Origin of the sequence: Pseudomonas sp. GM24, assembly GCF_000282235.1 — a bacterium.
Lineage (GTDB): Bacteria > Pseudomonadota > Gammaproteobacteria > Pseudomonadales > Pseudomonadaceae > Aquipseudomonas.
The window spans coordinates 71-12,680 of the sequence record NZ_AKJR01000281.1 but is presented as its reverse complement, the minus strand read 5'-3'; the positions used below and the strand labels follow the sequence as shown (position 1 = coordinate 12,680).

Genomic DNA, 12,610 nt, shown 5'->3' with positions numbered 1-12,610 from the left:
GCTCCGCGTCACTGGACGCAGAGCGTCCCTAGAGGCATTCCCACGCAGAGCGTGGGAACGATCAATCGAAGCCATCTTCAGGGCGTACGGTTACGCCGCGTTTCGATGATGTTCGGCAACTGCGATATGCGCCCGAGCAAGCGCCCCAGCGCATCCAGCCCCGGGATCTCGATGGTCAGGGACATCAGCGCGGTGTTGTCTTCCTTGTTCGAGCGGGTATTGACCGCCAGCACGTTGATGCGCTCGTTGAGCAGCACCTGCGAGACGTCACGCAGCAGACCGGAACGGTCGTAGGCACGAATGACGATGTCCACCGGGTAGGTGAGCACCGGCACCGGGCCCCAGCTGACCTGAATGATCCGCTCTGGCTCGCGCCCGCCCAGTTGCAGCACCGAGGCGCAGTCCTGACGGTGAATGCTCACGCCACGGCCCTGGGTGATGTAACCGACGATCGCGTCGCCCGGCAGTGGCTGGCAGCAACCGGCCATCTGCGTCATCAGGTTGCCGACGCCCTGGATCTGAATGTCGCCGCGCTTGCCCGGTTTGTAGCCGGTGGCTTTGCGCGGAATCAGTTCCAGCTGTTCGTTACCGCGTTCCGGCTCGACCAGTTGCTGCGCCAGGTTGACCAGTTGCGCCAGACGCAGGTCGCCGGCACCGAGGGCGGCGAACATGTCTTCGGCGGTTTTCATGTTGGCCTTGTCGGCCAGCTTGTCGAAGTCCACCGCAGGCAGACCGAGGCGCGTCAGCTCGCGCTCGATCAGGGTTTTACCGGCGGCAACGTTCTGGTCGCGCGCCTGTAGCTTGAACCAGTGAACGATCTTCGCCCGCGCCCGCGAGGTGGTGACGTACCCGAGGTTGGAGTTCAGCCAGTCGCGGCTCGGCGTACCGTGCTTGCTGGTGATGATCTCGACCTGCTCACCGGTCTGCAGGCTGTAGTTGAGCGGCACGATGCGCCCGTTGATCTTCGCGCCACGGCAGTTGTGGCCGATTTCGGTGTGCACGCGGTAAGCGAAGTCCAGCGGCGTCGCGCCTTTTGGCAAGTCGATGGCGTGACCGTCGGGGGTGAAGATGTAGACCCGGTCCGGCTCGATGTCGACGCGCAGCTGTTCGGCCAGGCCACCGATGTCACCCAGTTCTTCATGCCACTCGAGGACCTGACGCAGCCAGGAGATTTTCTCTTCGTAATGGTTCGAGCCGGATTTGACGTCGGTGCCTTTGTAACGCCAGTGCGCGCAGACGCCGAGTTCGGCTTCTTCGTGCATCGAATGCGTACGGATCTGCACCTCAAGCACTTTACCCTCAGGGCCGATCACTGCCGTGTGCAACGAGCGGTAGCCGTTCTCTTTCGGGTTGGCGATGTAGTCGTCGAACTCTTTCGGGATGTGCCGCCACAAGGTGTGGACGATACCCAGCGCGGTGTAGCAGTCGCGCATTTCCGGGACCAGCACGCGCACCGCGCGCACGTCGTAGATCTGGCTGAATTCCAGACCCTTGCGCTGCATTTTGCGCCAGATCGAATAGATGTGTTTCGCCCGGCCGCTGATGTCGGCATCGACGCCGGTGGCCTGCAATTCATCCTTGAGCTGGGTCATCACGTCGGCGATGAAACGCTCGCGATCAAGCCGTCGCTCGTGGAGCAACTTGGCAATCTGTTTGTATTGATCAGGTTCGAGATAGCGGAAGGACAAGTCCTCCAGTTCCCATTTGATATGACCGATGCCGAGGCGGTGCGCGAGCGGCGCATAGATATCGAACACTTCGCGGGCGACACGGTTACGTTTTTCATCGTCGGCGGTTTTCACCGCGCGAATGGCGCAGGTTCGTTCGGCCAGTTTGATCAGCGCAACACGGACATCGTCGACCATCGCCACGAGCATCTTGCGCAGGTTTTCCACCTGCCCCTGCGTGCCCATGACCATCGACTGACGCGGACTGAGGCTGGCGCTGATAGCGGCCATGCGCTGCACGCCGTCGATCAGTTTGGCCACCACCGGGCCGAAGCGCTGACCGACGGCCGCCAGTTCGATCTGGCCTTCGCGTACACCGCGATACAGGACCGCCGCGACCAGAGAATCCTGATCGAGCTTGAGGTCGGCGAGAATCTCGGCGATTTCCAGGCCGGTACTGAAACTACCGGAGCCTTCGGCCCACAGATTCTTCTTGGCATTGGACTGTTGTTCGGCCTCGCGAGCGAACTCGCAGGCTTCTTTCAAGGCTTCGCGATCCAGTGCCAGATCGACACTGACCGCGTGATCGAGCCAAGCCTCGAGATTGATACTGCCGTCAGTGTTGATCGGCTGGTGTGCTCTCACCTGTACCATGTTGCTTTACCTTCCCTACGACGCAGATTCAATGCGTCAAATCGCTGACCTTCAGTGCCCATTCGCGCTCGCGGGGCTAAAGCGAGCGCTGCGCGGACAGGTCAGACGGATTCAGACGAGCCATCCTGGCTCGCTTCAAATAACGCCATGGCCTCGACATGTGCCGTCTGAGGAAACATATCGAGAATCCCGGCACGTTTTAACCGGTAGCCCTGCTTGATCAATTCGACCGTGTCGCGCGCCAGAGTTGCAGGGTTGCACGACACATACACCAACCGTTTGGCACCCAGGGTCGCCAGCTTGCGAACCACCTCGAAAGCACCGTCACGCGGTGGGTCCAAGAGTACCGCAGAAAAGCCGTTTCCGATCCACTGGGCATCGGTCAAAGGCTGGGATAAATCGGCTTGAAAAAACTTTGTGTTATGCAAATTGTTACTAGCGGCGTTGGCTTCGGCGCGATCGACCATGGTCTGCACACCTTCGACTGCCACCACTTCGCGCACGGCTTTGGCCAGCGGCAAAGCAAAGTTGCCCAAGCCGCAGAACAGATCCAGCACACGTTCATCGCTACCCGGTTTCAGCCAGTCCAGCGCCTGCGCCACCATCGCTTCGTTGACGCCAGCGTTGACCTGGACGAAGTCGCCCGGCCGGTAAGCCAGATCCAGATCCCACTGTTCCAGGCGATAGCCCAGCGACTGGGTCGCATCGACCGGTTGCGGCTCGCCTTCGCCATGCAGCCACAACTGCGCTTCATGGAATTGGCAGAAGTCCTTGAGGATGGTCAGATCCGCTTCGGACAACGGCGCCATGTGCCGCAGCAACACCGCCAGTGACGAGCCACTGAACAACTCGACATGCCCCAGCGCCTGCGGTTTGCTCAAACGACGAAGCATCTCCGGCAAACGGGTCATGATCGGTTGCAAGGGCTGTACCAGCACCGGACATTCGCTGATCGCGACGATGTCCTGACTGCCGGCGGCGCGGAAACCGACTTCGAGTTTCTTCGCCTTCATGTCCCAGCGCACGGCGATGCGGGCGCGACGGCGATAGCCGAATTCAGGTCCGGTCAGCGGTGCTGCCCATTCTTCAGGTTCGACACCGGCGACACGCGACAATTGCTCGGCGAGCATGCGCTGTTTCAGGGCAAGCTGTTCGTTGTGAGGCAAATGCTGGACGCTGCAACCGCCGCAACGGCCGGCGTGCTGGCAGGGTGCCGGGCGGCGCAGCTCGCTGGCCTTGAACACGCGTTCGGTGCGCGCTTCGACCACTTTGCCGTGGGCGCCGAGCACCCGCGCTTCGACCTCTTCACCAGCAAGGGCGCCGAGGACGAACCAGGTCTTGCCTTCGAAAAACGCGATGCCGCGACCGTCATTGGCCAGGCGCTCGATGCTCAAGCGCTGCTTTTTGCCGGTCGGGATTTGCGCGGCCTTGCTGCCGCCCGTGGGCTGGAAGCGCAGGCCTCTCTCGTGCTTGGCCATCAGTTGGGCGCGTCGAAAATGCCGGTCGACAGGTAACGGTCGCCACGGTCGCAGATGATCGCGACGATCACCGCGTTTTCAACTTCTTTGGACAGGCGCAGCATCGCTGCCACCGCACCGCCCGAGGACACGCCGCAGAAGATGCCTTCTTCGCGGGCCAGACGTCGGGTGACGTCCTCGGCTTCGCTTTGCGCCATGTCGACGATACGGTCAACGCGATCGGCCTGATAGATCTTCGGCAGGTATTCCTGCGGCCAGCGACGGATGCCCGGAATGGCCGAGCCTTCCATCGGTTGCAGTCCGACGATCTGCACTTTGTCGCTCTGCTCTTTCAAGTAGCGCGACACGCCCATGATGGTGCCGGTGGTGCCCATCGAGCTGACGAAATGAGTGATGGTGCCCTGGGTCTGACGCCAGATTTCCGGACCTGTGGTGGTGTAATGCGCTTCAGGATTGTCGCCATTGGCGAACTGATCGAGCACCTTGCCACGGCCTTCGGCTTCCATACGCTGGGCGAGGTCGCGGGCGCCTTCCATGCCTTCTTCCTGGCTGACCAGAATCAGCTCGGCACCGTACGCGGTCATTGCCGCTTTACGTTCGGCGCTGGAGTTGTCCGGCATGATCAGAATCATTTTGTAACCCTTGATCGCGGCCGCCATGGCCAGCGCGATCCCGGTGTTACCCGAGGTCGCTTCGATCAGCGTATCACCGGCATGAATCTGCCCGCGCAACTCGGCGCGAGTGATCATCGACAACGCCGGACGGTCCTTGACCGAACCCGCCGGGTTATTCCCTTCGAGCTTGAGCAATAGGGTGTTGCTGGTAGCACCGGGCAGGCGCTGCAAACGCACCAGCGGCGTGTTGCCGACGCAATCGGCGATGGTTGGGTACTGCAAGGTCATGGCGTATTCGCAATCCAGACGTGCGGGGGCGCCTATCATACCGGCAAACCCGCGCAGGCCATATCACGCAAAGTGCGGTGCTTATGGTTTATGGGAATAAGGGATTGAAAGTCGCACCAGTGGTGCGACTTTTGTGTTGAGCCATTTTCATTGGTGGTGATGCGCAGAGACTCTTCGCGAGCAGGCTCGCTCCCACAGGGAGTAGTGTCATTCGCAGAATAGTGTCAGCAGTGATGACACTATTAACTGTTGATCACACGATCTGCGGCGAACCGAGTTCCAATGTGGGAGCGAGCCTGCTCGCGAAGGCGTCAGGCGGCGCGAAATCACCCTCAGCGACCAACCGCAAATTCAACCGCAACCCCGCCCCGCTGTTCTCCGCCCAAATACTTCCGCCCTGACGCTGCACGGCATTGCGCGCGATGCTCAGCCCCAAGCCAAATCCACCGTCCCCGGGCCGCGAGCCGTCGAGCCGGGTGAACGGTGAAAAGATCCGTTGCAGATCCCCTTCCGCTACGCCGCCGCCCTGATCTTCCAGCCACAGATGCCAGTAATCACCATCGCGCCGTCCATCAAGACGCACGATCCCGCTCGGCGGCGAATGCCGAATCGCGTTACGCAAAATGTTCTCCAACGCCTGCGCCAGCGTATTCAGGTTGCCACGCACCCAGCATGAGGCCTCGACCGCGCACTGCAATTGCAGACTCGGCCAGCCGCTTTCATAACAGGCATTGTCGGTGAGCATTTCCCACAGCGCCTCGATCTGAATCGCCTCGTCGGGCAATGGCGAGCGCTCGGTATCGAGCCAGGCCAGTTGCAGGGTGTCTTCGACCAAGCGTTGCATACCGTCGACTTCACGACCTATGCGCTCACGCAGTTGCAGCAGACCTTGTTCGCTTTCACTGGCGACCCGCAAGCGGCTCAACGGTGTGCGCAATTCGTGGGACAGATCACGCAGCAGTTGCTGTTGCAAGGCGACGGTCGATTGCAGGCGTTCGGACATCGAGTCGAATGCCCGCGCCAGCTCGCCGAGTTCGTCCGGCCGTTGGGTGATGCCGCTCGACAGCCGTACATTCAACTGGTCGGCGCGCCAGGCGTTGGCCTGTTCGCGCAGGTTGTTCAGCGGCACGACCAGCAAGCGGTACAGACCGACACACAGCAATAACGTGAACAACCCGGGAATCACGCCGTTGGTGATGACGCGCCAGAACACCCGGTACTTGCCCGGAACAAATCGTTCGGGCAATTCGATCACCAGGCTGCCGGCAGACGGCTCATTGGGGAAAGGAATGCGCAACCACGGCCGCCCCTGTTTGTGAATCGGCCAGTCGAGACCGCGCAGGAAGGTCAGGCGCTGCAATTCCTGATCATTGAGCGGATCATTGCTCAGCGACTGCAAATTGCCGCCGATCACGCCGACCCAACTGGCTTCGCGCAATTCCATGCTCTGCAGCCAGTCATCAACACCGCTGCGTCCACCATGCTGCCACGCCTGTTCCGCTTGCGCGGCATAACGAGTGAGCGTGCCGCGCGCTTCGTCGGAGAGGAACTGGTTGCGCTCCTCCATGTAACGCCCCCACGACCAGCTCAGCCAGATCATCAGCAGACAGAAGGCCACCAGCAGAAACGCCAGTTTCCAGAACAGCGAATGCCGCCCCGGCAGTTCAGAGCGTTTCATCGGCGGCGCTCAATACGTAGCCCTTGCCCCAGACAGTCCGCACTTCACGCTCGGTGTAACCGATGGCTTTGAGTTTGCGGCGGATCTGGCTGATATGCATGTCGAGACTGCGGTCGTGGGCCGCGTAGCCGCGTTGCAAAACGTGCTGATAGAGGAAAGCTTTGCTCAGCACTTCCTCGTCATTGCGATTGAGGGTTTCCAGCAAACGGAATTCGCTGCGGGTCAGCCCGGCGGCTTGCTCGCGGAAAAACACATCGCACTGTTCATCGTCAAAACGCAGCGTACCGGCCGCCACCGGCGGCGCCAGCGATGCCGGTCGCCGATCCAGGGCAACTCGACGCAGGATCGCTTCGATGCGCACATGCAACTCGGCCATGCTGAACGGTTTGGGCAAATAGTCGTCGGCCCCCAGACGGAAACCACTGATACGATCCGCCTCGGCGCCGAGGGCCGACATCAGCAGCACCGGCGTCGAATGGCTCTGGCGCAATTGCGTCAACACATTCAAACCGTCCATGCCTGGCAACAGGATATCCATCAGCACCACATCGAACGGCTGGCGTTTGGCGATGCTCAGGCCTTCCTGACCGTTCTGACACCAGGTCACCTGAAAGCCGCTGCGGCCCAGATGTTCGTGAACATAGGCGCCGAGCACCGGATCGTCTTCGATGGAGAGAATGCGTGGCTGGCCAGCGGAAACAGGAGTCATGAGTATCTGCAAGTAATTCTCAGTTGAGACTGATTATTCAAGATTGCCGGGGATCGGGCAACTCAAGGTTGGCCCAACCGACAAATGAACACCGGCCCCCCTGCCCCACCACGAGTGCATTTTTCCGGAGATTGCCTGCGAGCAAATCGCTACACTGCGCCCATGCCGCGTGCCGGATGCACGCATGAGTCAACAGATCAGCGGGATGCAGGAGATAGGCGTGCTCAAGAAACTGGGAATCAAAGGTCGCGTGTTGTTGCTGACCTTGTTGCCGACCAGCCTGATGGCGCTGGTGCTGGGTGGTTATTTCACCTGGACGCAGCAGTCCGACTTGCAGAGCCAATTGATGCAACGCGGCGAAATGATCGCCGAGCAACTGGCGCCGCTGGTGGCACCCGCCATGGGGCACGGCAATAGCGATCTGCTTGAACGCATCGCCACCCAGTCTCTTGAACAACCGGACGTGCGCGCGGTGACCTTCCTCGCCCCGGACCGCTCGCCGCTGGCCCATGCCGGGCCGACCATGCTCAATCAGGCGCCGAGCGGCGACAGCTCGCATTTGCAACGGCGCAGCGGCAATGACGCGACGCGTTACCTGATGCCGGTGTTCGGCAAACACCGCAACCTCGCCGGTGAACTGATCCCGGACGAATCCGACCGACTGCTCGGCTGGGTCGAATTGGAGCTGTCGCACAACGGCATGCTGCTGCGCGGTTATCGCAGCCTGTTCGCCAGCCTGTTGCTGATTGCCGCCGGTCTGGCGGGCGCGGCATTGCTGGCGTTACGCATGGGCCGCACCATCAACCGTCCGCTGAGCCAGATCAAGCAAGCCGTCGCGCAACTCAAGGACGGCCATCTGGAAACGCGTTTGCCGCCGCTCGGCAGTCAGGAGCTGGACGAACTGGCGTCGGGCATCAACCGCATGGCCGGCACCCTGCAAAACGCCCGCGAAGAACTGCAGCACAGTGTCGATCAGGCCACCGAAGACGTCCGGCAGAATCTGGAAACCATCGAGATCCAGAACATCGAACTGGACTTGGCGCGCAAAGAAGCGCTGGAAGCCAGCCGGATCAAATCCGAATTCCTCGCCAACATGAGCCACGAGATCCGCACGCCGCTCAATGGCATTCTCGGCTTCACCCACCTGTTGCAGAAAAGTGAACTGACCCCGCGCCAGCTCGATTATCTGGGCACCATCGAAAAGTCTGCCGACAGCCTGCTGGGGATCATCAACGAGATCCTCGACTTCTCGAAAATCGAGGCCGGCAAACTGGTACTCGACCACATTCCGTTCAACCTGCGCGACCTGCTACAGGACACCCTGACCATCCTCGCCCCGGCCGCACACGCCAAGCAGTTGGAGCTGGTCAGTCTGGTCTATCGCGACACGCCGCTGTCGCTGGTCGGTGACCCGCTGCGTCTGAAGCAGATCCTCACCAACCTGGTCAGCAACGCCATCAAGTTCACCCGCGAAGGCACCATCGTCGCCAGGGCGATGCTTGAAGAGGAACACGAAGACAGCGTGCAACTGCGCATCAGCATTCAGGACACTGGCATCGGTCTGTCGAATCAGGATGTGCGCGCGTTGTTCCAGGCGTTCAGCCAGGCCGACAACTCGCTGTCGCGGCAACCGGGTGGCACCGGTCTGGGGCTGGTGATTTCCAAACGCCTGATCGAACAGATGGGCGGCGAAATCGGCGTCGACAGCACGCCGGGCGAAGGCTCGGAATTCTGGATCAGCCTGAGCCTGCCGAAAACCCGTGACGACGCCGAAGATTTGCCGGCCGCGCCGTTGCTCGGGCGCCGCGTGGCGGTGCTGGAAAATCACGAACTGGCACGTCAGGCCTTGCAGCACCAACTGGAAGACTGTGGCCTCGATGTCACGCCGTTCAACACCCTCGAAAGTTTGACCAACGGCGTCACCGGCGCGCACCAGACCGATCAGGCGATCGATCTGGCGGTCATCGGCATCACCAGCAACGACATGCTGCCCGAGCGTTTGAATCAGCACATCTGGGACCTCGAACACCTCGGCTGCAAAGTGCTGGTGCTGTGCCCGACCACCGAACAGACGCTGTTCCATCTGTCGGTGCCGAACCCGCACAGCCAACTGCAAGCGAAACCGGCCTGCACACGTAAATTGCGGCGCGCCCTGGCCGATCTGGTCAACCCGCGCCAGCCGCGCAATGAGCCAGGCGAACCGCTGTCGAGCCGCGCGCCGAAAGTGCTCTGTGTCGACGACAACCCGGCCAACCTGCTGCTGGTGCAAACCCTGCTCGAAGACATGGGTGCCAAGGTACTTGCGGTGGAAAGCGGCTACGCGGCGGTCAAAGCGGTGCAGAGCGAATCGTTCGATCTGGTGTTGATGGACGTGCAGATGCCAGGCATGGACGGCCGCCAGAGCACCGAAACCATTCGCCAGTGGGAAAGCGAGCGACACTGCACGCCGCTGCCGATCGTCGCCCTCACCGCCCACGCCATGGCCAACGAAAAACGCGCGCTGCTGCAAAGCGGCATGGATGACTACCTGACCAAGCCGATCAGCGAGCGGCAACTGGCGCAGGTGGTACTGAAGTGGACCGGCCTGGCCTTGCGCAATCAAGGGCCGGAACGGATCAGCGACAGCGCGGCGGGCAATAACGAACTGCCGGTGCTTGATCACGAGGAAGGCTTGCGCCTGGCTGCCGGCAAGGCTGACTTGGCGGCGGACATGCTGGCCATGTTGCTCGCCTCACTGGAAGCCGACCGCGAAGCCATCCGCGCGGCGTGCGAAAACCGCGACCAGAACGCATTGATCGAGCGCGTCCATCGCCTGCACGGTGCCACCCGTTATTGCGGCGTACCGCAATTGCGCGCGGCCTGCCAGCGCAGCGAAACCCTGCTCAAGCAGGACGACCCCAAGGCTGTGGCAGCGCTGGAAGAACTGGAGCGCGCGATCAACCGGCTCGCGGCGCAAGCGAAGATCAGCGCCTGATCCACAGCAATGCCGGCCAACACCGGCAGCGCTAAAGTGGGATCGGGTGATTCAATCCGTGTCGATGTTCCAGGAGGATTTCATGCGCACGCTCGTTTTCAGTAGCCAGACCTACGACCGCGACAGCTTCCTCGCCGCCGATTGCCCGGCGGGTATCGAGCTGCACTTTCAACCGGCCCGGCTCAGCCTCGATACGGCAGCGCTGGCCGACAAACACCAAGTGGTCTGTGCGTTTATCAATGATGATCTCAGCGCTGCGGTGCTGGAACGTCTGGCCGCGGGCGGCACGCGCCTGATTGCCCTACGCTCGGCGGGTTACAACCATGTCGATCTGGCCGCGGCGAAACGTCTCGGGCTGGCCGTGGTGCGCGTGCCGGCCTACTCGCCGCATGCGGTGGCCGAACACGCCGTGGCGCTGATCCTGGCCCTCAACCGTCGTCTGCACCGTGCCTATAACCGCACCCGTGAAGGCGATTTCAGCCTGCATGGCCTGACCGGTTTCGACCTGGTCGGCAAAACCGTGGGAATTGTCGGCACCGGCCAGATCGGCGCCACGTTCGCCAAAATCATGCACGGCTTCGGCTGTGAGCTGCTGGCTTACGATCCTTTCCCCAACCCGGAGGTGCTGGCGTTGGGTGCGCGTTATCTGAGCCTGCCGGAACTGCTCGCGCAGTCGCGGATCATCAGCCTGCACTGCCCGCTCAACGAGCAGAGCAAACACCTGATCAACCGCGATTCGCTGGCGCACATGCAGGCCGGCGCCATGCTGATCAATACCGGCCGTGGTGGCCTGGTCGACACACCGGCACTGATCGATGCATTGAAGGACGGCCAGCTCGGCTATCTGGGGCTGGATGTTTATGAGGAAGAGGCACAACTGTTTTTCGAGGATCGCTCCGACCTGCCCCTGCAGGACGATGTGCTGGCGCGCCTGCTGACCTTTCCCAACGTGATCATCACCGCGCATCAGGCGTTTCTGACCCGCGAAGCACTGGGTGCGATTGCTGCAACCACCCTGCACAACATCGCGACCTGGGTGGCGGGAACGCCACAGAACCAGGTCGAGGGTTGAAATTTTTTCCGCTTACTTGGGTGAAAGCGAAGTCGCCAGAATCAGCATCGCCAGCCAGCCGAAGCCAAAAAAGCGCTGTTTCATCGAGTGGCCGTAGCGCAGCAGGAACCAGACGAAAAACATCGGCAGCAGGAAGATCATGATCTTCAGCCAGCCTTCCACCGGGCGACTGCCGTCGGCATTGGTCTGCTCAGTGGCCGGTTGCTCGGTGGGCTGCTGGCGCCGACGCCGCGCTGCGGCCGGCATCACTTTCGGCAAAGGTTGCGGCTCAGGCGCTGGAGCACTGACTTCGGGCACAGCCTTGTTACGCGGCAGACTGCCGAACGAGATTGTCGCAGCCTGAACAGGCGCGGCTACGGTTTGCGCGTGTACTGCTTGCTCCGCCATTGGAGCCCCGCAATGAATGCACGCGTTGGCTTCGGAGCTGATGCTCTTCTTGCATTCATAACATTCGATCAGCGCCATGTTCCGTTCCTTCAGATTCGAGGCCGGCAGTTTGCCATGAGTGTCGCGGCATTTGAACCGGATCGAAGGTCGCACGCGCGCATCATTCTGCAATCAAGCCCGTGCTAGCATGTCGCGCATATTTGGAGGACCCATGGTCGAACACGATTTCCGCTACACCCTGATGAACCCGCAACACACTCTCACCGAATGCCGCGCCCTCGTTCCGGGCCGCTATCAGGTCACCGGCAATGGTGGCTCGATTCGCATCGGTGACGCGCTGTTGGTCACCCTCAAAGGCAGCAAGGACTTGTCCATGCGCCTGACCGTTGAAACCGTCCGCCACCTGATCAATCCGCCGGGCCAATGGACCGCGATGACCACGGGCCCGGTGTTCGGTGAACTGGCGATCCACACCTGGCAGGTCAACTGCGACAGCTGCGCCAAAGAGCTGAGCTTCGAATTCGCCGTGGACGCCAAACTCGGTAAAACCGCAGAAAAACCGGCAGCCACCGCGCGCATCGCCGAGCTGGGCTGGAAAGCCGTTGGCGACAAGCATTTGTGCCCGAAATGCCAGGTGTCGGCATGATCAAACGCCTTGCCCTGACCGCGCTGGTCGGTGCCGGCCTGGTGGGCTGTGCCGCAGAACCTGTGCAACTGCAACAGAACCGCAGCTACATTCTGGAGTGGATCGGTGAGCGGCCGTTGATGGATTACAGCCATCTGACCGTGACCCTTGGCGATGATGGCCGCGCCTACGGCAACGGTGGCTGCAACCATTGGTTCGCGCCGTACACGCTGGACGGTGACAAGCTGACTTTCGGCAAGATCGGCAAGACCCGCAAGCTTTGTGCACCAGCGCTGATGGAGCAGGAACAACGCTTCCTGCAGGCGCTGGAGCATGTCGAGCGCTGGGACATCTCGCCGATCGAGCAGATGCGCTTCTGGCCGGCGGAAGGCAAGCCGTTGCGTTGGTGGCTGGAAGAGGGTTGATTGGCTAGACCGCCGATACCCTCATCGGAACGCCGCCCG

At 61.4% G+C, this 12,610-nt stretch carries 10 protein-coding genes; 4 read left to right on the top strand and 6 right to left on the bottom strand.

Features of this window, described 5'->3' with window-relative positions:
* Window positions 1-77: 77 nt before the first annotated feature.
* The 5 genes from relA to PMI23_RS26565 all read right to left on the bottom strand — a co-directional run bounded on the left by relA (window position 78) and on the right by PMI23_RS26565 (window position 7,088).
* The gene (gene relA / locus PMI23_RS26585; protein WP_007917476.1) at window positions 78-2,321 is read right to left on the bottom strand and encodes a GTP diphosphokinase; all 2,244 of its coding nucleotides are present in this window, start codon (window positions 2,319-2,321) and stop codon (window positions 78-80) included.
* Window positions 2,322-2,422: 101 nt separating this feature from the next.
* Entirely contained in the window at window positions 2,423-3,799 is a 1,377-nt protein-coding gene (gene rlmD, locus PMI23_RS26580; protein WP_007917478.1) for a 23S rRNA (uracil(1939)-C(5))-methyltransferase RlmD, read from the bottom strand.
* Window positions 3,799-4,701: a cysteine synthase CysM gene (gene cysM, locus PMI23_RS26575; protein WP_042705044.1), complete on the bottom strand. Its 903-nt coding sequence runs from the start codon at window positions 4,699-4,701 to the stop codon at window positions 3,799-3,801. Before cysM ends, rlmD begins: the two co-directional genes overlap by 1 nt.
* A gap of 253 nt (window positions 4,702-4,954) precedes the next feature.
* Window positions 4,955-6,379, bottom strand: a complete 1,425-nt coding sequence (locus tag PMI23_RS26570) for a sensor histidine kinase (protein ID WP_007917482.1) — start codon at window positions 6,377-6,379, stop codon at window positions 4,955-4,957.
* The gene (locus PMI23_RS26565; protein WP_007917484.1) at window positions 6,366-7,088 is read right to left on the bottom strand and encodes a response regulator transcription factor; all 723 of its coding nucleotides are present in this window, start codon (window positions 7,086-7,088) and stop codon (window positions 6,366-6,368) included. The genes PMI23_RS26570 and PMI23_RS26565 overlap by 14 nt, the downstream gene beginning before the upstream one ends.
* A gap of 220 nt (window positions 7,089-7,308) precedes the next feature.
* Here PMI23_RS26565 and PMI23_RS26560 point away from each other — a divergent pair, with 220 nt between their 5' ends.
* A complete protein-coding gene (locus PMI23_RS26560) occupies window positions 7,309-10,062 on the top strand; it encodes a response regulator (protein WP_042705046.1) in 2,754 nt (917 codons plus the stop codon).
* Between the two features lie 82 nt (window positions 10,063-10,144).
* Entirely contained in the window at window positions 10,145-11,134 is a 990-nt protein-coding gene (locus tag PMI23_RS26555) for a 2-hydroxyacid dehydrogenase (protein WP_007917488.1), read from the top strand.
* A 12-nt stretch (window positions 11,135-11,146) separates the two neighbouring features.
* On the opposite strand, the gene PMI23_RS26550 is transcribed toward PMI23_RS26555, so the two are convergent.
* Window positions 11,147-11,599, bottom strand: a complete 453-nt coding sequence (locus PMI23_RS26550; RefSeq protein WP_007917490.1) for a hypothetical protein — start codon at window positions 11,597-11,599, stop codon at window positions 11,147-11,149.
* Between the two features lie 133 nt (window positions 11,600-11,732).
* Between PMI23_RS26550 and PMI23_RS26545 the strand changes: the two genes are divergently transcribed.
* Window positions 11,733-12,167: a hypothetical protein gene (locus PMI23_RS26545; protein WP_007917492.1), complete on the top strand. Its 435-nt coding sequence runs from the start codon at window positions 11,733-11,735 to the stop codon at window positions 12,165-12,167.
* Window positions 12,167-12,571, top strand: a complete 405-nt coding sequence (locus PMI23_RS26540) for an META domain-containing protein (RefSeq protein ID WP_042705045.1) — start codon at window positions 12,167-12,169, stop codon at window positions 12,569-12,571. Before PMI23_RS26545 ends, PMI23_RS26540 begins: the two co-directional genes overlap by 1 nt.
* Window positions 12,572-12,610 lie beyond the last annotated feature (39 nt).

What these genes read in the sequence shown, in the direction of transcription:
- PMI23_RS26550 (WP_007917490.1), bottom strand. Translation starts at nt 11,599, where the DNA reads ATGGCGCTGATCGAATGTTATGAATGCAAGAAGAGCATCAGCTCCGAA.
- PMI23_RS26555 (WP_007917488.1), top strand. Translation starts at nt 10,145, where the DNA reads ATGCGCACGCTCGTTTTCAGTAGCCAGACCTACGACCGCGACAGCTTC.
- cysM (WP_042705044.1), bottom strand. Translation starts at nt 4,701, where the DNA reads ATGACCTTGCAGTACCCAACCATCGCCGATTGCGTCGGCAACACGCCG.
- PMI23_RS26545 (WP_007917492.1), top strand. Translation starts at nt 11,733, where the DNA reads ATGGTCGAACACGATTTCCGCTACACCCTGATGAACCCGCAACACACT.
- PMI23_RS26570 (WP_007917482.1), bottom strand. Translation starts at nt 6,379, where the DNA reads ATGAAACGCTCTGAACTGCCGGGGCGGCATTCGCTGTTCTGGAAACTG.
- rlmD (WP_007917478.1), bottom strand. Translation starts at nt 3,799, where the DNA reads ATGGCCAAGCACGAGAGAGGCCTGCGCTTCCAGCCCACGGGCGGCAGC.
- relA (WP_007917476.1), bottom strand. Translation starts at nt 2,321, where the DNA reads ATGGTACAGGTGAGAGCACACCAGCCGATCAACACTGACGGCAGTATC.
- PMI23_RS26565 (WP_007917484.1), bottom strand. Translation starts at nt 7,088, where the DNA reads ATGACTCCTGTTTCCGCTGGCCAGCCACGCATTCTCTCCATCGAAGAC.